This is a genomic window from Megasphaera cerevisiae DSM 20462, from assembly GCF_001045675.1.
In the GTDB taxonomy this organism is placed as follows: domain Bacteria; phylum Bacillota; class Negativicutes; order Veillonellales; family Megasphaeraceae; genus Megasphaera; species Megasphaera cerevisiae.
The window spans coordinates 1-20,775 of the sequence record NZ_LEKT01000041.1; the positions used below are offsets into that span (position 1 = coordinate 1).

Here is a 20,775-nt window from a genome sequence, read left to right on the forward strand (position 1 = left end):
TTTATATTGACGGCTATTACTCTAAACCCAAAAAAAACAATATTCATTTGCAACCCTTCAATAGTAATTTTTTCAGACAAATTCTGTCTCTTATGCCTTATTTTTATATGATATTTTATCGTTTTTTTTTTAGACTATCATAAAATAACAGTTACCCTATGATGCTTTTATTAAAAAAAGGATACAGTCAGCAATTTTGCCAACCGTACCCTGTAAACATAACGCGTTATGTCATAATTCCTACTTTATCAGGAACTGTAACGTCCGCTTCGGTACACGCAAGAATATCCTCCACGGTATAACCCGGAGCTACTTCTCTCAAAACCAATCCCTTTGGAGTAACTTCAAAGTAACATTTTTCTGTTACGATGTCAGTCACACATTTGGCGCCCGTCAAGGGAAGTGTGCATTTTTTGAGAATTTTTGATTTGCCACTTTTTTCACAATGATCTGTGGCTACGATAATCTTTTTTACACCGGCACACAGATCCATAGCACCGCCCATGCCAGGAACAAATTTTCCGGGAATCTTCCAATTAGCAATATTTCCCTCCTGATCAACCTGGAGAGTACCAAGAACGGTCGCATCAATATGTCCGCCGCGGATAAAAGCAAAAGAGGTTTCATGATCATACACACTACCGCCTTTAATGACAGAAGCAGGCTGTCCTCCAGCATCTATTACATCCACGTCTACCTCCGGCCACGGAGGCACAGCACCGCTGCCTACCGTTCCTATTTCAGCTTCCAGCCAGATATCCACGCCTTTAGGTAAATAGTTGACACACATTAAAGGAACTCCAATTCCAAGATTTACAAAATCTCCATTTTTAAAGAATTTTGCGCAACGAGCTGCAATACGTGCGCGTCCTGTTAATCCTGTCATCACTGTTTGCCCCCTTCCGCCTTTGCTTTTGCTTTGGCTTTGGCACGCTGCCACATAGGGCATAGCGGCTTCTTTTCACCGGTTCTCACATAAATCATATCAATAATAGGTGCCGGTACATCAATTTCTTCAGGACCAAGTTCGCCTACTTCTACCAATTCCTCTACTTCGGCAATAACAAAATCAGCCGCATAGGCAATCGTGCTATTAGTAGCTCTGGAATTCATTCTGAACGAAATATTACCGGCCGTATCGGCTTTTGTTGCTTTCACAAGGGAAATATCCGCATGGAGCGGAAGCTCAAGAAGATATTCCTTTCCATTGATTGTCAGCTTTTGTTTTCCTTTCTCTACCTCTGTACCGATACCGGACGGTGTCAGACACCCCCCCAATCCGGCCCCGCCACAACGGACACGTTCCGCCCAGGTTCCCTGCGGACTGAATTCCACCTCCAATTCTCCGGTCAACATCTGTTCTCCGGCCACGGGATTTAGACCGATATGCGTCGTAATAATACTTGCAACACGTTTTGCGGCAATTAGCTTTCCCACCCCTTGATCTGGCATACCAGCCGAGACTGCAATGGCTGCTATGTTTTTTACTCCCTTTTCGAGCATTCCGTCAATGATTTCATCTGCCGCAAATTCACCATGCCAATCACCAAACATAATAGTTTGTCCGTCATGAAATTTAGCAAGAGCTTCTTCTTTAGTTACAACTTTTGATAACAATTGGATTACCACCTTTCTCCGTTCAGTAATTCAAAATAAAGTGGTTTTATCTATTTACCTTCAAATGCTGCTTTTCGTTTTTCCACAAAAGCTTTCACGCCTTCGCAGAAATCGGAAGATGCCACACATTCACTCTGCGTTGGAATTTCACATGCCGTAAGATATTGTTCATAATCTGCAAAGCTGGCTGCATAGATTTGTTTTTTGATATTTTTATAAGAAATTAAAGGGCCGGCTGCAAATTTTTCGGCTAATTTCATTGTAGCTGCTTCTAATTCTTCATTGGGTACTACCTTATACACGATACCAAATTCCTTGGCCTCCATAGCCGGCAGCGGACGGCCTGTTGCGCAAAGTTCGAGAGCACGTTTCTCTCCCAGCTGCTTTACCAGCAGATAGGTACCGCCGGTGTCAGGCACAAGTCCCAAGTTGACGAACGCCATGATAAACTTTGCATTTTCAGCACAAATCACAAAATCAGCCGTAAGCGCAAGACTGACACCTGCTCCGGCAGCGGCTCCGCTGACAGATGCAATTACCATTTTGCTCATCTTTTTTATCCCATTGGTTACTTTTCCAACTTTATCAAAAAGGCTGTCCATATTCACTTTTCCGCCAGCCTGTATCAATTGATAGAAATAGCCAATATCGCCTCCTGCAGAAAATGCTTTTGACGCTCCTTTAAAAACAACTACTTTAACATCAGGGTCCTCCTCCGCAAGTTTTACGACATACAGCAGCTCATCCGCCATCTGCTCATCAATGGCATTCAAATTCTTGGGATAATCCATTGTCACAACAGCGATCCCGTTTGCTACATCATAATGTAATTTCTGCAGTTCCATAGTAGACCTCCTCGTATAATAGTAACATTTTAATTTTCCGCCTTGACATCATCCATTAAATCATAAAAACAATATCCCCCCCTTCGGTCAAGCACACTATAATTTCCCACAAAACAATCTATTTCCTTTAATAATCTGATAAGTAAGGATCGTACGTCATTCATTTTTTTACCAGAACTATTATACGTTAGCCTGCAAACAACCTTTATATTTCAATATGTTACTTTATATCATATTATTTATAATTATATTATATTCTTAATATATAAAAAAATCAATACACTTACAAAGTAACAGACATATCTTCTCATACAAAATAAATGTTTGAAAATCATGTAATATTACACAAAAAAAAGAATCATACTTTTGCATATTTTTCTTGAAATACACAAAAAAAACAGGTTCCTGATAAATAATTTATCTATCGGGAATCTGTTTTTCTTATATTCCGTTATTCTGCTACGGGTTTCACAAGTCCATCTGATTTGTAAACAATATCAAAAGTTAAATTGTCATTTACTTTACCGATATAACTGTTAAGCCAAGCATGATGATTTGATTCATCCATTTTAATCTTTCCGGCAGGCGTGTCTATTTCTAATCCACCGGCTGCCTTAATAATATCTTCCGCAACTGTCGAATCGGCCTTTTCAATGGCAGCTGCTAACATGTATACCCCATGATATGCGCCCTCTGCTTGATTTGTTACTGTAGTATCCGTTCCAAACTTATCCTGATATTTTTTAATAAATTCTTTATTGGCAGGTGTATCAATCGTATTAAAATAATCAAAAGAAGAATAGGTTCCGATTGCTGCATCTCCAATTCCCTTCAGCGTAGCTTCACTTGTAGAAATGGAGCAAATGGGAACCTGTTTGGGATCCATGCCATACTGACTATATTGTTTATAAAATGGAACCGCAGCATTTCCGGCCACAACAGAAAAAATAACGTCCGGCTTTGCTTCCTTAATTTTATTGATCATAGAAGAAAAATCAGTCTGTGTAGTCGGTACATATTCTTCGCCTACAACTTCACCACCATTTTCCTGCACTAATTTTTTAGCAATAGCAATGCTCTTTTTGGGAAATTCATAATCCGTACCAGCAAAAAACACACGCTTTCCAATATTTTTCATGATCCAAGGTATAAATGCCTCGATCTGCTGACTTGGAACGCTGTTAGTATACAGTACGTTAGGTGACGGTTTTTCACCTTCGTAATATGTATTATATACAAGTAATGAGTCATTTTGTTCTACAGTTGGAATAACTGCCAAGCGTGTAGCAGAAGAATTGGTACCTACAATAGCACAAACACCATCCTTAAGAATAAGTTCCTGTGCCTTTTGAGCTGCCATTGTCGGATCCGAACCATAGTCCATATAAATTGCTTCTATTTTTTTTCCTTTTATTCCACCCTTAGCGTTAATTTCATCAATAGCCATTTTTGCAGCGTTCTGCATCGGCGTTTCATTAATAGAAAATGGACCCGTTGTGGAATATAAAACCCCAATTTTCACACTGTCACCGAGCCCTTTTTCAGCACTTTTTGTTTCTCCCCCACAACCGCTTAATGTTGCAATTCCTACCATGACAGACATGCCTAACAATAATAGCTTTTTAATTTTTTTCATATGTCTCCTCCTCTATTTTTGCATTTATAAAAAGAAATTTGTCATTTTTTAAGACTTATTTCTATTTTCCGCCAATTCTTCATACATTTTCGCATACTGCCTGGGACGAAAATCCGCAGCTTTTCCATTTTCTCCTTCAACATATAAGCTGCGTGTTGCCAATGTCAAATCAACAACCGCGCTGTACATCTCCGATTCCGCAGCTGCCGGATCATCAAAAGTCCTGCCGGCATAATAGTGAACCTCACCATATATTTTAGACGGTCCCATAATACTGCTGCCGCCCAAAAAGTCGGTAAATAGATCCACTCCACCTAAATTTGCCGAAATAATATACATATCTTCCCGCAGTACAGATGCCTCTAATGTCGTTCGAGCCCGGTTCGGATTTCGAGATTTTGCAAATGCCGTCGCATTGATATATATCCGGCATCCTTTAGCGGCATAATACCGTATTAATTCCGGAAAACTATAGGAATCATAACAAATACCGCACCCTATCAGTCCCCATGGAGTCGAGATAATCAGCGGTGTATCTCCTGGGGTTGCCCAATGGGGTTCCTGCAATGGTAAATGCATTTTTCTATAAGAAAATATATTGCCGTCAGGTGCGCATATGGCCAGTGAATTATATACATGTCCCTGAAAGGCTTCCGGCATTCCAAACATTACATATATGCCTTGTTTCTTGGCAGCCACTGCCACTTTCTCTGTCGATGGCCCCGGAATCGTTTCCGCCAGTCGTGTTTGCATTTTCAACTTTTGGGATACGTCTGCCTCATCATCATAACCGGTAAGGCTCATTTCCGGAAAGACAATCAAATCACTGCCCATTTTTGCAGCATGATCAATATACTCAAGAATCCGCTGTAAATTATCATTTTTCTCTCCCCACCGTGCCTGAAAAGTAACTACAGATATTCCCATGATATTTCTCAATTAATACACCTCCTGCTATTTTTTTAATACATGATCAGTCAATCGCAAGAAAGCTCTAATCGCTTGTTTTAATACAGGGATAGGAGTATCTTCTTCCATGCAATGCGATAGTCCCTTGACAGACATTGCAAACATCATAATTGACGGAACAACCTTGGAAATTTCTACGGCATCATGGAGCGGACCTGAATACATAGTTGTATCCTCACCTGTTTCTTCGGTAACTGCTTTCTGGCATAATGCCTTAAGAGATTTATCAAAAATCGTTGGCGGAGTCTGCCAGATGGTTTCAAAAGAAACTGTCACCTTATTATCCTTAGCTGCCTGTTCAGCCGCTTGTTTTGCTTCTATTACAATTTGCTCCAGCACATCACCTTCAATAGCACGCTGATCTAACGAGATAGTACAAAGTCCCGGAAAAATGGTAACCACATCAGGATGGACCGTTACCTTGCCAACTGTGCAGTATGCTTGATGACGGATTCCTATATCACGAAATGCCAAGGACGCTTCTGCTGCCGCTAAAAAAGCATCCTGTCTCATAGTAATCGGCGACCCGGAATGAGCCTGCTGACCTTTAAAGGTAATGTACTGACGGTAACAACCGGCAACACCATATACACAAGCTACAGATTTACCAGCATTTTCTAGAACGGGAGCCTGTTCGATATGAAGTTCCAAGTATGCCTGAATCGGTTTGGCTAAAAATTCCCTGCGAGCCATACTGAAATTTTCCGCCTTTAACTGATATGGCTGTAATGCTTCCTGAAATTCTATGCCCTCATTATCCTTCAAGCACTTAGCCTGCTCTGCAGTAAAAGTCCCGCTGACAGCAGCCGATCCCATACAGCTTTGACCAAATCTAGCCCCTTCTTCATCTGCCCAGCACACAATGTAAATTGTTTTTTTAGGTTTGACACCATGCATTCCATACCGCTTGCCAATTCCCATGCCAGCGACAACTCCGAGTGCCCCATCCAGCCAGCCTCCGTTCGGTACAGAATCCAAATGACTGCCAATGATGATGGCTTCTTCAGATTCGCCACTAAATTTCGCCCATATGTTATGAGCCGAATCCACAGAAATTTCTGCTCCTTCAGCTATCATTTTCGTTTTGAACCATTCTTCCGCCTTATCCCATACCGGCGTCCAGGCTACTCGCTGCGCCCCTTTTTCATCAGAGGTCTGTATCGCAAGCTCCTGTAAATCTTGAATAACGCCTATGGCTGTATTTTCAATATCCATTCTGATTTTTTCTCTCCCTTTTTCTTATACGCTCAGATATCTGATACTGACCTCATTCGTCAAATTTTCTATGGGACCTGCAGCTACAATCGTCCCTTTCTGTATAATTAAAAATTTATTTCCCAATCTGCGCGCAAATTTCAAATTTTGTTCTACTACAATTAATGGAACATGTTTTTCCTGATGATATCTGGTTAAAATACTAGAAATATGAGATACAATATTAGGCTGAATTCCTTCTGTCGGCTCATCAAGCATCAGTATGGAAGGATCACCCATAAACGCTCTAGCAATTGCCAATTGCTGCTGCTGTCCACCGGAAAGGACACCACCTTTCCGCTTCATATGCTCAGTCAAAATAGGAAAGTACTCCAACACTTCTGCCAGTTTATCCTTAAAATGAACAGGATGGGATAATGCACCCATCTGCAAATTTTCCTCCACCGTTAAATCCGGAAATATTTCTCTTCCCTGCGGTACATAAGCTAATCCACAGCGTGATCGTTGTGAGGTGGAGTAACCGGTAATGTTTTCATTATTAAAGTTTAAGCTTCCTTTAATAGCCAAAATCCCCATAATTCCCTTTAATAAAGTAGTCTTGCCTACGCCATTGCGTCCTAATATAATCAATTTATCTTCAGGAACGACTTCAAAAGAGACATGAGACACAATGGGTCCCGCCCCATAACTGACAGATATATCATTTACCTGCATCACAAGTATCAAGCCTCCTCTTCTTCATCATCACTTTTCAAATATACCCGAATAACTTCAGCATTATGTGATACTTCATCATACGTGCCCTCCGCTAAAATTTCTCCCTGGTTGAGTACCGTGACGGTTTTGGCAATTTGTTTAATAAAATCCATGTCGTGTTCCACGACTATCACAGTTTTATCCTTCATAATGGATTTAATCATTTCACCAGTTTTAAATGTTTCATCATCAGTCATCCCTGCTGCGGGTTCATCAAGGGTAATAATATCTGGGTTTTGAGCTAAAATCATTCCCATTTCCAGCCATTGACGCTGCCCGTGTGATAAAAAGCGCGGCAGCATTTCTCTCTGTTCCGTAAGATCAATTTGCTCCAATATTTCATTTAATTGCCTATAAATTTCAGGTGTTCGCCGGTAAGTAAATGCGCTCCACAATGACGTATGACCACAAAGGGCAACTTCTAAATTTTCATATACACTCATTTCATCAAATACATTAGGACCTTGAAATTTACGACCAATTCCGTAGCTATTGGAAATATCATACGAATCTTTTCCTGCAATATCTTCTCCATTTAATAATATCTGCCCTTTAGTAGGCTTGGTTTTACCCGTAATCATATCAATGATAGTCGTCTTTCCTGCTCCATTAGGGCCGATAATAACTCGGGTTTCCCCTTTTTCAATTCCCATATTGACATCATGTACTGCCAAAAAGCCATTAAAGTCAACCGTTAAATTTTTCAATTCCAAATACATACCCTACACCTCCACCTTCTGTGCAGGTGCCCCATCCGACACATGCTTCATATTTTTTTTCTTATGGACACGATGCATATATTGCCACTCAATCAAGCTTCCAATCAAGCCTTTAGGCAAGACCATCACGATAAATATCAAACCAACGCCCAGCACTACCTGCCACATTCCGCCAAAATATCCGGATAAAATATTTTGTAAAAAACTAACCAGCAATGCTCCTGCCATAGCTCCTGTCAAATTACCCCGTCCTCCAACAGCCAGCCATATAATGATCATTGTAGAAAAGGCGACCCCCGAATTTTCAATAGAAACAAAAGACGACATAGGAACATAAAGCAAACCGGCTAACCCAGCAATAGCTGCAGAGATAACAAATACAGCAATTTTAAAAACAGCTGGATTATATCCAAAAAATTGAACCCTCATTTCATTATCCCGTATAGAATGAATAATCTTTCCAAACCGGCTGTGATTCAGCCATAAGCAAAAGAAATATACTCCAATTAAGGTTGCAAAAGCAATATAGTACCATGTGACAATTGAAATCTTGCTGCCAAAAGCACGCAACGTCATTAATCCTGTAGGAATACCATTCACTCCACTTGCTCCACCGGTATAAATTTGCTGATTCGTAATAAATAACTCAAATAGAGCGACAAAGGCTAATGTGATAATACTGTAAAATACACCCTTGATTTTACTTTTAAATACAAAATAGCCAAGAATTAACGCCACGATTGCCGGAATAACAACACTGAGAGCCGCAGCTGCGATAGGATTTTGAAGCGGAACATAAAACCAGGGAAGCGTGGTAATTCCGCCAAAAGACATAAATGCCGGCAATCCCTTCTGTATAGCCATAGAAATTCCAAAAATATAGCTTCCTAATCCAAAAAAGATCGCAAAGCCTAAATTCATGAGACCCGTACTACCCCAAAGAATATCTAAGCCTAAAGCCAATATGGTATAAGTAATATACTTACCAAATATTTGAACGCCATATCGAGATGAAACCAAGGGTAAAATCAAGAGGCCGATAAAAATAATGAGTGCAATATATTTATCAATCGTCAAATTTCCTAATATCAATTTCATGTTCTTCATTAGATTGTCTCCTCTCTTAACGCTTGTCTTTACTAAAGAACAAGCCTTGCGGTCTAAATCGGATAACTACGATAATAACAATAAAAATTAAAAGTTTTGCCGTAATTTCACTCATATACCCAGCCATGACAGTAGCAGATTCGCCAACAACAAAAGCCCCCATAAAACTGCCAAAAATGGAATTCAAACCACCTAATACGACAACCAGAAAGCTATCCACAATATAAGTCATCCCCATGTCGGGGGTCACACTTTTAACAGGAGCAATAAGAGCGCCTGCAATTCCGGCTAATGCACAGCCATAGCTAAAAGTTAAATTATCAATACGAGACGAATTGATTCCCAGACATTGAACCATCGTACGATTTTGAACATTTGCCCGAAGCCTCATTCCAAATTTAGTTTTGACTAATAACAATAAGGATCCGATCAATATCATAACCGATACAAACATAAGCACCAAATTATAAACGGGTACTACGACATTTCCAAAGTTTAACGTCGCCTCAATGGGAAGTGCCATCAGCTGGTCTTCCGGGCCAAAAACGCTTCGGACAAACTGCTGAAAAATATAACTTAACGCAAATGTTCCTAAAAGCGTTTCCGCGACTTTTCCATATAACCGCCGTATAATAAATCGTTCCACAACGGATCCTACAAGTGCCGTAAATAAGGCAGCTGCCATCACTGCTATTACAAAAGGTAAATGCAACGTATTAACACAGACAACGGCACTATAGGCGCCGAACATAATAAATTCTCCATGTGCCATATTTACAACATCAAGCAATCCAAAAATAACAACTAAGCCAACAGCTACTAAAAATAAGATAGATGTATTCGTCAGGCCATTAATAATTTGTGAAACAAGTAACTCCATTTTAACCACTCCTTATCGTGCTACTAACTATATAACTATATATACAAAAAGGCATTCTTCTGTTTGTTTTCCAACAGAAGAACACCCTTGTTCCATATCAATAAAATTAGATTAAAAAACAATGAAACTCTTCTCCAAGCTTCATTGCTTGAAAGAAGTATATCAAATACCAATATTATATGCAATAATTTTATTTAAACTCTTAATATAATCACATATTAAAAAAAACACATATAGCATTATTTTTTACTTATAACTATAATATAATTGCTGTGTTTATATTATAGTTTATATATTAATATAAATTCTATAGATAAATTGTATAATATTTTCATATTTTTATGTGCTTATGCACACTATTTTTTTAACAAATACAGCATTCCAACGCAAAATAAACCCAAAGGGATCCTCCTGTGCGGAGAAGTATAATGTTATCTTTATATTTAATCTGCTAGTTCTAAAAAAACATATTTTATAGCTGTATTTCTGGTATTATGCCTTCAAAACGGATTTTATACCAGGTCAATCACCTTTTCTCGGATATTTTGCGAATGCTATAATCCAGGTGGAAGCTTTGTCATCATTTGTCCACGCCGGCTTACGGTTTCCCCATCGAGCACAAAGCATCCATCCCCGACAGCATGAATCAGCCTGCGTTCACAGCGCCCTTGATCCACTAGTACACGCCGGACCTGAAGCACAAAAAAGCCGTAGGATTCAATATAATCTATTACACTGCATTCCAGACATGCGAGACACTCTGCAATCAGAGGAGCCTTAACATATTTTGATACTAACGCAGTCAATCCGAATGTTTTGAATTTATCTGTATCTGTACCGCTTACCATACCTATTTGTACCACCGTATTCAGAAGGTCGGCAGCCGGAACGCATACTGCGCATTCTCTTGTATGCAGCAACGTTTCAAAGGAATAATTCCACGGACCGGTAGTAATCACAATATGCTGTTCAAAATCCATTGCCATCGTCCATGTAATCGTCATTACGTTATTTTTTACTCCATCAAAGGTCGTTACCAGCACCACCGGTCCTGGTTCGATGAAGGTCAGAGCCCGTTCTATTGCCACTTCTTCAAACGCCATGATATTCCCCGTCCTTTCTTTACACATGTGCATTGCGTAATCGTATTCAATCCTCAAAATAATGAAAGCTGCCGGATTTTTTGTGACGGCACAGTACGATTGGTAATAATTTCATTCCCCTTCGGCCATCCCGCAATCATAGGCGATTGCGGATCATGCGTGGCGGCCAATCTGATCGCCGCTTGACGGGCAGAGGTTCCATAACAATACAAACAGCCCTGCGTACACGTATTATACATACCGATATCTATGCTTGACACGCACCGGCAGGCAGCACGCTGATTTTTGTCTTTTTGAGCAGTCACGGGATATTCAATAACATCCTCAATCCACGTCTGATCAATACAGGCACCATGATATATACCGTAATCAGACAAGTCTATTTCCTCTGCGCAAGTAAAAAGAGGCAAGTTATATTGGGCAGCAATTTTTGAAAATGTATCTGCAATGCAGCATATTTCTTTTCGCGTCATAGCTCGAAAACAAGAGCGGTTATTGTCATACAGATCTATAAAGCTCATAATGCATCGGTCCGTATAGGAATAGAGCATCCTGCACATTTCAGAAAATTGATCTATTTGCCATTGCACAGAATGATGCGCATCAATAAAAATAGGATCATACCGCCATATGACTCGCTTTTTGCCAATATAAGCGGACAATCTCTGAAAGGTGTCTATTCGCCTTTTCGTACTCGGCAGCCCCTTTTCAATCGTACAGTCGTATGGCGTTACGGTAAACTGAAAACAAAAAAAGTATCTCATTGCTTCTATGCTCTTCAATATATTCAGCATCGGTTCCGGATTTTTTGTCCAAAATACAATACAATCCACACTTTCAGGCGATAATACCACTCGTCCCAATCTATCCGGATTTCGGATGCCAGGCACCAAGACATATCCGGCACGCAGACGGTTCATAAACCACTCAGAATATAATGCCGGAATATCTGTTCTGCGACTTGCGCTGATGATCATCCGCCTCATCGCTCCTTTCTCTCATAGCCTTCTGTATGGCGGTCTTTCATATCCTGCTGTCTCAGAAAAAATCATATTTTCTGCCACGCCGCAGCATGCGCGTCAGGCACTCGGGTAAGATCGACTCCCTCTGCGGCAAGCAACTGCTGTTTTCTTTCGATGCCGCCGGCATAGCCGGTCAAGCTTCCATTTGCCCCCATCACCCTGTGGCATGGAATAATAATAGAAATCGGATTATGTCCTACTGCTCCTCCGACGGCCCGGGCAGACGTTTTCTTTCCTCGCTGCATAGTCACTTGTGCCGCAATATCTCCATATGTCCTGGTTTGTCCATAAGGAATATGACATAACATAGTCCAAACACTTTTCCTGAATTCACTTCCTGCCGGTGCTAAAGGCAATTCAGAGGCTGCAGGCATTTCTCCTGCGAAATAGCGTTCCAGCCATTTTTTTGTTTGAATAAAAACAGGCAAACCGTCCTTATATTCTATAGACGAATCCATAGAGTCTCCATAATATTTCTGTCCCGCAAACCATAATCCAATCAAATTTTTTCCATCACTTGCCAGCAAAACATTCCCCATTGGCGTTTGTATCTTTGCTGCATAATTCATTTCTTGTTTCCTCCTTCCGATACATAATTCCATATATTCATGACCGCATAACTGCGCCACGGATGCCAATCTTCAGCTTTTTGCAGTATTTCTCTGGAAGTCATGGGCTGCATTGCCTGCTTTATCCCATAGTCGGTTTCCAAGAAAGCATCGGTCCATCCGATAGCCCGCATGGCTATATACCCAGCGGTCCATGCGCCGATTCCCGGAAGCTCCATCAATTTTTTCATTTCTTTTTCCGGATCCAAACAGGTTATGCAATCAATTTCTCCCTCGCAGAAGGCTTGCGCCAGTGCCCGAATAGTTCTGGCCCGTGAAGCAATAATTCCCAAGGGACCTAATCTATCTTCTATCGGTCCCTGAAGGGCCATGATTTTTTCTGCTGACGGGAATACATAAACCAGTCCATTTATGTCCGTTACAATCGGGGTTCCCAAGGACACTGCCATTCGTCCTGCCAATGTGCGGGCAGCTTTTATTGTGATCTGCTGTCCCAGAACGGCACGTACAGCCATTTCAAAGGGATCGGTACACCCTGGTACGCGCATTCCTTTTACATAAAGTCCGGGCTTTACCGTATTCATAGAGGACAGGCGATCATACATACTTTCCGGATCACAATATACATCGAACAGTCGTTTAATTCGCGCCAACAGCTGCGGAAGAACAGTAACCAAGCTTTCGCTGATCGTAACTTTCAATACATTTTTTTCAGCATAATTACGTACCATTATCCAGCCTGTCAAATGTGCATTGTTTCTATCCAGCAGCCTGATCGTGCGCATATACCGATCAGGCTGCACGAGTTCCACACCCGGTATAGCCCGCAATGCAAGAAACGCAAGCATACGATGCCAATCATATGGCGGGCGATACCCTATGCCTACCGTAATATCTCCGCCTTTTGTTTTTCCCTGTTTCAATTCCTTCCGCAACATCGCAGGAGCCATACGATAGTGTTTTTGAAACAATTCATTAAAACGTCTCAAACTTCCAAAGCCTGCGGCCATTGCAATTTCTGTTATAGAGAGCTGGGTATCCGTAAGCAAATTTTTTGCCAGAAGAAGACGGCATGTCTGCATATATTTCACAGGAGTAACATAATATTCTTCGGCAAAGATGCGGCGCAAATGACGATTCGTACAGCCCAGCCGGTTTGCCAATTCTGTCAATCTCAGGCCGCTTCCGCAATTTTCCTTCAATAGTCGAGCAGCCCGACTCGCTATCGTATTTGCTGTTGCTGCTATTGATTTTTCAGGTGCCAGCTCTGGCCTGCATAATAGGCAGGGACGAAAACCTGCCTGCTCTGCGGCCGCGGCCGTCTTAAAATAATGGCAATTTTCTTTTCTAGGAAGCCTTGCACTGCATATAGGACGGCAATATATACCGGTTGAAGTAATCCCCACAAAAAATTGTCCGTCAAAGCGCTGATCCTTTGATCTAAAAGCATCATAATATATATTCTTCTTTTGTTCCTCCACAATCATCGCCTCCCATATTTTTATTATATCATGCAGACTCTAAAATACTCGCGTTTTTCGGACATACATATCAAACAAAAGAAATAAAAAGATACTCTCTTTCATCTCAGAGAGTATCTTTTTTGACACGAAGCTGCCAGAAAGCAACTGCGCTTGCAGCCGCCACATTCAATGAATCCACCTGCGGCGCCATAGGAATCTTCACAACATAATCGCAGGCCTCTATCGTTGCCGCAGTCAACCCGGTCCCTTCAGTTCCCCATACTAATGCCAGCCGTTCCTCTGCCACCAGCTCTTTATCTTCAATGCTTATGGCATCTTCCCGCAGCGCCATAGCCGCCGTTTTGAATCCCCAGTCATGCAGTACGGAAACGTCACTTCTGATGTGGGTCCATGGCACCTGAAATACGGTTCCCATGCTGACCCGTATCGCCCGCCTGCACAATGGGTCGCAGCACGTCGGCATAATACATACCGCATCCACCTGCAATGCGGCGGCGGAGCGAAAGATGGCTCCCACATTCGTAGAGTCTGTAATCCCTTCTAAGACAGCCACCCGTTTAGCTGTGGGCATTATACTTTCTACTGCTGGAAGCACTGGGCGAGTCATGGCACATAAAACGCCCCGCGTCAGCGCATATCCGGTCAGCCCTGCCAGCACCTCCCGATCTCCCGTATATACAGGAATATCCTCGCATTGGTCAATGATATCCCGAGCGGCTCCCTCTACCCGTTTCCGCTCCATCAAAAAAGCCTGCGGTTTACAGCCGGCCTGCAATGCCAACCGGATGACCTTGAGGCTTTCAGCAATAAACACACCCTTTTCAGGCTCCCGCCGGCATCGCAGCTGCCCCTCTGTCAACCGAGCAAACACGGCTAATTCAGGAACCGACAGATCCTGTATTTCTATAATATTCGCCAAGGTATATTTTCCTCTCCTTTCTCACACCTTTACCATGCGAATTTGCCGTCATTCAGATCGTTTTATCGGATCTAAGCAGTTCTTCACCTTTACCGCAATAGACCGCTTTTCTCTGAAATGTTATTCTCATTGGGAAATAACATATAATGATACTATCGCACGTATCTTGCTTCTGAAGACCTAGGGAGTTCAATCCACTCGGTTAATAGGCTGGCCTTTAGAAAAAGCGCTGATGTTATCTTTGATTAAGGAGATTAACCGTTTTCTGGTTTCCAATCCCCTCCACCCCATATGCGGTGTTATGATCACATTGTCCAGCGTATACAATGGGCTGGCATCATCCAATGGTTCTTTTTCCTGCACATCGAGACCGGCACCGGCAATGACCGAATGCTGTAATGCGTCAATCAAAGCATTCTCATCAATCAATGCGCCTCGAGCCGTATTGATAAGATATGCGGTCGATTTCATCATGTCCAATGCTTCCTTATTAATCATATGGTGTGTCGATTCATTCAGCGGACAATTAAGAGAAATAAAATCACTCTGTCTCAAAACCTCTTCCCGTGTGATAAAGTGAATACTATCAGTATCTTCTCTGGAAGTCCGTGTCGATACGATGATGTTCATTCCCAGCGCCTGGGCTACTTTGATTATCTCCCTGGCAATATTTCCATAGCCGATAACACCCAGCGTTTTCCCATTTATTTCTACATGATCCACCATTAAATGGTTATGGAAATTCTCATGATTCCCCTCCACCAGCATTCGAATCTGTTTTTGCATGGAACTTGCCAGATTCAAGATCATAAGAATAGCCGTATGCGCCACTCGTTCACTGCTGTATGCCGGAATATTGCACAACACAATCCCTTTTTCCCGTACAGCATCCAAATCTATATTATTGTACCCCGTTCCAGCTTCGCAAATCATACGCACACTATCTGGGAATTTTCTAATAATATTTCCTGGCACTTTCATTTCTTTCGTTATAACGACGGTACATCCATCAACCCGCTCCAAAATTTTATCTTCCGGTGTTTCGTCATACATTACCACTTCAGAGGCAATTTGCGAGTAATCAATATTCCCATCATAATTTACCAATCCTGCATTCAATACTACTGTTTTATCCTTCATCATGTCATCTCCTTCATATTCAGCTGCTATGCTGCGCGGAAGATATGATTCCCGTCACACGCTTTCTGTCCTTATTATACTATAAAATTGTTGTCCTTTCCTTTACTCATATTTTTTTGCAGCGCTATCAAATTAGTTGTTTTCCAGCCCAATTGACGATAAAAGGAAAGTCCTTTTTCATTGTTTCTATCTGCCAGTAAATCCACTCGCGTAACGCCATATATTCTGGCCCAATTGACAACTTCCCCCAGCAACTTTCGGCCAATCCCCTGCCGTCGACAGACTTCATCGACGGCAACATCTTCAACCAATGCCTTCCAGCCGCCTTCTGCGGTCGATACCAATAGCTGTGCAGAACACATTCCCACAACCCGGCCATTTTTTTCTGCTACCCACAAATGCCGTTCGGACCCAGACTGTAATATAAGCTGCAATCCCCGCCGCTGCTTGTCCTTATCTGCCTGAAAATCTTTTTCCATTGCGAACACCAAAGAAATAAGATGTATCATATCGTCTATGTCACACTCTGCTGCCAAACGAATTTTCGTTTCATCACCCATCCCAATATCCCCCTTGTGAACATCTTCATTCAATAAAACACCACATACGTCAAGCCAGTTTTGAACGCATTCTATGCCTACTATTGTCTCATATTTTCCAGTAAAATTCTATTCGCAATTTTTCGTCTTTATGTCTAAAGAGGAATGGAACATTTTTATAAGACGCATTCTCACCAATCAATATATATCAAACAGGTCATATGGATAAGAAAAATCAACGGGATCCCCAGGCGAAACTTCCAGTGAAGCGTTTTATGCCGGAATATCTTCATTCCCAGAAAAGCCCCCAGGCTGCCGCCCAGCACCGCAATACACAATAAAGACACTTCTGATATCCGCCATCGATGATGAATCGCACAATATTTATCCCAGCCATACAATAGAATAGATGCTATATTAATTAAAATAATATAATACAGCAACATAGAATGTATATCTCTCATTACATCCGCTCCTTAGAATAACACAACGATTTTCGACACATTAAAATTATTTTCAGAAATACCGCTTCCGCTGTTTCTAGTAAAAAGAAACCATACAATAAGAACTAATCCGACCATTCCTTACTGTATGGTTTCTATAGTACGGCTATTTTTGTAAAGCCGGTGTTAAATGATAGTTTGGCGATGTTTCTTCCTCAGTAACACGGAGCCGGCGCTGAACCACTTGCAATATGATATTGGCCGTTTGCGCAGTCCCATAATCACTCGATTTAAGACTTAAATCATAATTGGCCCCATATCCCCAATAGGAATCCGTAAAATACCGGCAATGATCCTGCCGCTGCCGATTCACACGGTTACGAATGCGTATGGCCTGGTCATGATCCACATGTTCACGTAGCATAATGCGCTGTGCCGCCCATTCCGGATCTGATGAAATGAATACATCAAAAGTATTCGCACGATCACGGAGGATATAATTGGCCAGACGGCCTACAATAACACAAGAACTTATTTTAGCTACATCCGTAATAATCTTTGATTCTTCATCAAACAACATTTGGCGATCTGAATTCACCCCAGAAGCATAATGTGTATAATTATCATACAAGTTGCTTAAAATACGATTTCCAATTGCTTCTTCATGGGCCTTGATAAATTGCTTGGAAAATCCTTTTTCCTTTCGAGCCATATTAATAATAGCCGTATCATAGTACGGGACACCCAGTTGTTTGGCAATGAGTTTGCCAACATTCCGGCCACCGGCACCAAACTCGCGGGAAATAGTAATTACCAACGGTTTTGTTTGCTGTTCGGTTACCCATGCCGGATGCGTCTGCATCCGCTGTATTTCCCCGATAGCATGCTGATGAAAAATAAGCCGTTCAATAGGTCCGGCCAAGGTACATCCGGCAAGAATCAAAACCAATCCCACAATAGCGCTCAACGTAACCGGTTCTGATAGGATAATAGCTGATAAAAATAAAGCAATTACCGGTTTCAAGAAAAAAGAAAAAGAAGCGTTGGATGGTCCCGTTAATTCAATCGCCTTCATGAAGCACAAATACCCGAATCCGGTCACAACAAAAGAACAATATAGGAGCGGTACGATAGTGGTGGTAGTAATACCTCCCAAAATAGGATCACCATGGAATAATAATACAATCAATAAGAAAGTACATCCAATCAGAAAACTGAAACTGTTTTCTACATTGCCACCCAATTTTTCAATACGTAATTTTCCTAATGTGGTATATAACGCAAAAGCAATAGATGCCAACGCAGAAATGCAAAGGCCAAAATTCCCGGATCGAATGATGGCAATCGGATTGGCAACAATCAATAATCCCAAAATACTCAAAATGAGTGTAATGACTTTTTTTCGTGTAAAGGATTCATGAATAATGAAATGCGAAAAAATCATAACAAAAACAGGATTGCTGGAAAATACAATGGCCGCCAATCCGGCATTAGACATATTTACCCCTACTTGAAAAAGAATCATGCTAAAACCAATATTGATCAATCCTAAAACAGCTAAATATCCCCAGTCAGAGGCAATAAGGTGAATGTGCCGTTTTTGAATATCGCGAAAAGCTAAAGGTGCTAATAATATTCCGCCAACCAGAAATCGTAAAAAAGTTAATTGAAATGGTGTAAACGCATTACCGGCAATTTTTAAGGAAATTTCCATGGTGCCAAAAGCCAATGCAGTCAGAACGATACAAATCGTTCCCATTTTAGATGACATACAGATGCCTCCCAAAAATAAAAGTGCCAGTATTCAGCCACACTGGCAAGATGATTATAAAATAGTTCTATAATGGATGTACTAAAAAATCAAGACGTCTAATCGCATGCACATCGTGGCAAACAAGCGTAATATACTGCAAAGAGCGCCAGACACCGCATTTCATCCAGTACCATTCAAATCTACCAATATTTTTTTGAATTCCACCATACAGAATTGATGACTTCCAGCCGTGATGCCCATCCCCTTTACGCTTTTACTGACCATGATACATTATTACATTTTTCACAGCCATATCTATATACTACCACTATATATAGTAACATCAATGGCATATGCCAATTTTTTCATCCTTTATTCAACTACTTCCTGCTTGCAGCATTTTTGATAAGAAATCTCACAAAAAGCCAGTGTTCCCCATTACCCTTTTTATTCTTTTGGTACAGCTTGCGATTGGCACAGAAATCATTATATAAAAATCAGAACGCCCGCCATTCTTCATCAGTGTATCCTTGCCATGGGGATGCGGGTTCGATACATCGAACCCCTATGATACAGGCTGAAGTATCCACTGTCCCCCCGATTTCGTAGGGGCGTAATTCATTACGCCCGCCCTATACCACAAGGATATCATTCCCAATACAAAAAAATAGGATTCGATAATGTGAGTTCAATACAGTGGGTTCGATACATCGACCCCCTACGATACAGGCCGAAGTATCCGCTGTTCCCCCGGTTTCGTAGGGGCGTAATTTATTACGCCCGCCCCATACCACAAGGATATCATTCCCAATACGAAAAAATAGGATTCGATAATGTGAGTTCAATACAGTGGGTTCGATAAAACAGTGGATAGAAAAATGCCTGGCATTCTGTTATCCTAAACATACATGCCAGACATAAAGTATATCTATTTTACTTTTCACAAATCGTTCAGATCTCCGGATTCCACGGCATGTACCTATCCAGTACGTCTCTATCCGGAAATTTCGTTTCATTCGGCAGATGTTGGAACAGGTACAGCAAGTAGTTTTCCGGATTGATCTGGTTGGCTTTGCAGGTTTCGATGATATCGTACACCGCAGCACTGGCCTTTATCCAGCCAACTGCCATGTTTAGGAGTAAAATGAATTTCCAATCTGTTAACCAGTTCAAATGCATGCCTGAGTTCAAATGTCTGATACAAAGAAGCTATGGTGTGCGTATTCAGATTGTCCATGACAATCACCACCTTTTGTGCATGCGGATATTGTTGAGTGAGTAACCATTCGATCTGTTTAGCCCAATCTTCTCAGGTGCGATGTTCCTGAACATCTGCATATCGCCAGCCTCCGAGTGGTTCGGTAAACAGAAAGATGGCCGCGGTACCATTTCGGATGTATTCATTATCTTCATACTCAATCTGTCCATCCTTGGAATGAATGCTCTTGCGAACAGAGGCAAAGAATTGTACTGGTTTTTCATCCATACAAATGATAGGTATATCTGCAGGGTATGGTCTGCTATATATTGAAAGAACATCTTCCATGGCTACAACAAACGCGGCATTTTGTTCTGGTGGTATGCACCAACATTTTTTCAAGTGTGGTTTGAATTCGTTTTTTTTAGAATCCGTGAAATGGTCATATGATATATGGATTCCACATAGTTCAATTCCACGCATTGTTCCGCAATAGGATGGTGGCACATAACCAGGTATTGGCATAGGAAGTCCGTACTTTTTGTACGGTAGTCGTTGAGGTACTGACTGCAGCAGCTATTTCTGCTACAGTCATGTGTCTTTTGTTTGTTTTATCGGAAGCAAGAAGAATATTGGCTCGCAGTATTGCCTCAGCTGATGTATTACCTTTAGTTACTAGATCATGCAGCGTACTCCTATCAGAATCGCTGAGTTCAATGGAGTATTTTACGGATGGCATGGTATACTCGCCGCCTTTATATAGGCATACCATATTCAATATTTATATGCAATTTTTAGACATTACAATATATTAGTTTCTTTACTCTTGCCACATTAAAAGGCCCTCTATGATTTGATTTT

22 protein-coding genes and 1 pseudogene are annotated in these 20,775 nt (G+C 41.3%); all 23 read right to left on the reverse strand.

The features are described 5' to 3' along the window. Window positions 1-226: 226 nt before the first annotated feature. The 23 genes and pseudogenes from AB840_RS10900 to AB840_RS11000 all read right to left on the reverse strand — a co-directional run bounded on the left by AB840_RS10900 (window position 227) and on the right by AB840_RS11000 (window position 20,653). Complete coding sequence (locus tag AB840_RS10900; protein ID WP_048514880.1) at window positions 227-886, reverse strand: 3-oxoacid CoA-transferase subunit B; 660 nt, start codon at window positions 884-886, stop codon at window positions 227-229. Next, the gene (locus tag AB840_RS10905) at window positions 886-1,617 is read right to left on the reverse strand and encodes a 3-oxoacid CoA-transferase subunit A (RefSeq protein ID WP_048514881.1); all 732 of its coding nucleotides are present in this window, start codon (window positions 1,615-1,617) and stop codon (window positions 886-888) included. The genes AB840_RS10900 and AB840_RS10905 overlap by 1 nt, the downstream gene beginning before the upstream one ends. A gap of 50 nt (window positions 1,618-1,667) precedes the next feature. Next, the gene (locus AB840_RS10910; RefSeq protein ID WP_048514882.1) at window positions 1,668-2,462 is read right to left on the reverse strand and encodes an enoyl-CoA hydratase/isomerase family protein; all 795 of its coding nucleotides are present in this window, start codon (window positions 2,460-2,462) and stop codon (window positions 1,668-1,670) included. Between the two features lie 451 nt (window positions 2,463-2,913). Then, complete coding sequence (locus AB840_RS10915) at window positions 2,914-4,098, reverse strand: transporter substrate-binding domain-containing protein (protein ID WP_048514883.1); 1,185 nt, start codon at window positions 4,096-4,098, stop codon at window positions 2,914-2,916. Between the two features lie 48 nt (window positions 4,099-4,146). Further along, window positions 4,147-5,037: a carbon-nitrogen hydrolase family protein gene (locus AB840_RS10920; protein ID WP_200809978.1), complete on the reverse strand. Its 891-nt coding sequence runs from the start codon at window positions 5,035-5,037 to the stop codon at window positions 4,147-4,149. A gap of 15 nt (window positions 5,038-5,052) precedes the next feature. Continuing rightward, entirely contained in the window at window positions 5,053-6,282 is a 1,230-nt protein-coding gene (locus AB840_RS10925) for a Zn-dependent hydrolase (protein WP_048514884.1), read from the reverse strand. A gap of 24 nt (window positions 6,283-6,306) precedes the next feature. Further along, window positions 6,307-6,996, reverse strand: a complete 690-nt coding sequence (locus AB840_RS10930; protein ID WP_078791781.1) for an ATP-binding cassette domain-containing protein — start codon at window positions 6,994-6,996, stop codon at window positions 6,307-6,309. An 8-nt stretch (window positions 6,997-7,004) separates the two neighbouring features. Next, on the reverse strand, window positions 7,005-7,757 hold the full coding sequence (urtD, locus tag AB840_RS10935; RefSeq protein WP_048514886.1) for an urea ABC transporter ATP-binding protein UrtD: 753 nt from the start codon (window positions 7,755-7,757) through the stop codon (window positions 7,005-7,007). Between the two features lie 3 nt (window positions 7,758-7,760). Beyond that, complete coding sequence (locus AB840_RS10940; protein WP_159445824.1) at window positions 7,761-8,834, reverse strand: ABC transporter permease subunit; 1,074 nt, start codon at window positions 8,832-8,834, stop codon at window positions 7,761-7,763. Between the two features lie 46 nt (window positions 8,835-8,880). Continuing rightward, window positions 8,881-9,744: an urea ABC transporter permease subunit UrtB gene (urtB, locus tag AB840_RS10945; protein WP_048514888.1), complete on the reverse strand. Its 864-nt coding sequence runs from the start codon at window positions 9,742-9,744 to the stop codon at window positions 8,881-8,883. Between the two features lie 554 nt (window positions 9,745-10,298). Then, the gene (locus tag AB840_RS10950) at window positions 10,299-10,847 is read right to left on the reverse strand and encodes a flavin reductase family protein (RefSeq protein ID WP_048514889.1); all 549 of its coding nucleotides are present in this window, start codon (window positions 10,845-10,847) and stop codon (window positions 10,299-10,301) included. Between the two features lie 53 nt (window positions 10,848-10,900). After that, window positions 10,901-11,824 carry a DUF1848 domain-containing protein gene (locus AB840_RS10955; protein WP_048514890.1) on the reverse strand — a complete coding sequence of 308 codons (924 nt, stop codon included), beginning with the start codon at window positions 11,822-11,824 and terminating at the stop codon, window positions 10,901-10,903. A 71-nt stretch (window positions 11,825-11,895) separates the two neighbouring features. Beyond that, a complete protein-coding gene (locus AB840_RS10960; RefSeq protein ID WP_048514891.1) occupies window positions 11,896-12,438 on the reverse strand; it encodes a methylated-DNA--[protein]-cysteine S-methyltransferase in 543 nt (180 codons plus the stop codon). Further along, window positions 12,435-13,919, reverse strand: coding sequence for an AlkA N-terminal domain-containing protein (locus tag AB840_RS10965; RefSeq protein WP_048514906.1), 1,485 nt, complete (start codon window positions 13,917-13,919; stop codon window positions 12,435-12,437). Before AB840_RS10965 ends, AB840_RS10960 begins: the two co-directional genes overlap by 4 nt. Before the next feature lie 106 nt (window positions 13,920-14,025). Next, window positions 14,026-14,841, reverse strand: coding sequence for a TrmH family RNA methyltransferase (locus AB840_RS10970; protein ID WP_048514892.1), 816 nt, complete (start codon window positions 14,839-14,841; stop codon window positions 14,026-14,028). A 189-nt stretch (window positions 14,842-15,030) separates the two neighbouring features. After that, window positions 15,031-15,984 (reverse strand): 2-hydroxyacid dehydrogenase, encoded by a 954-nt coding sequence (locus AB840_RS10975; protein WP_234984924.1) that lies wholly within the window; start codon window positions 15,982-15,984, stop codon window positions 15,031-15,033. 71 nt (window positions 15,985-16,055) lie between these two features. Then, window positions 16,056-16,541, reverse strand: coding sequence for a GNAT family N-acetyltransferase (locus AB840_RS10980; protein WP_048514894.1), 486 nt, complete (start codon window positions 16,539-16,541; stop codon window positions 16,056-16,058). A gap of 170 nt (window positions 16,542-16,711) precedes the next feature. Continuing rightward, complete coding sequence (locus AB840_RS10985; RefSeq protein ID WP_048514895.1) at window positions 16,712-16,984, reverse strand: DUF1294 domain-containing protein; 273 nt, start codon at window positions 16,982-16,984, stop codon at window positions 16,712-16,714. A 145-nt stretch (window positions 16,985-17,129) separates the two neighbouring features. Beyond that, window positions 17,130-18,734 carry an EamA family transporter gene (locus AB840_RS10990; protein WP_048514896.1) on the reverse strand — a complete coding sequence of 535 codons (1,605 nt, stop codon included), beginning with the start codon at window positions 18,732-18,734 and terminating at the stop codon, window positions 17,130-17,132. 933 nt (window positions 18,735-19,667) lie between these two features. Then, on the reverse strand, window positions 19,668-19,889 hold the full coding sequence (locus tag AB840_RS15815; RefSeq protein WP_234984925.1) for a transposase domain-containing protein: 222 nt from the start codon (window positions 19,887-19,889) through the stop codon (window positions 19,668-19,670). A gap of 4 nt (window positions 19,890-19,893) precedes the next feature. Next, window positions 19,894-19,953: pseudogene (locus tag AB840_RS18305) on the reverse strand (hypothetical protein); the annotation flags it as partial. Between the two features lie 72 nt (window positions 19,954-20,025). Next, the gene (locus AB840_RS17165) at window positions 20,026-20,202 is read right to left on the reverse strand and encodes a hypothetical protein (RefSeq protein WP_159445825.1); all 177 of its coding nucleotides are present in this window, start codon (window positions 20,200-20,202) and stop codon (window positions 20,026-20,028) included. A 181-nt stretch (window positions 20,203-20,383) separates the two neighbouring features. Beyond that, window positions 20,384-20,653, reverse strand: a complete 270-nt coding sequence (locus AB840_RS11000) for a hypothetical protein (RefSeq protein ID WP_048514897.1) — start codon at window positions 20,651-20,653, stop codon at window positions 20,384-20,386. Window positions 20,654-20,775: the final 122 nt, after the last annotated feature.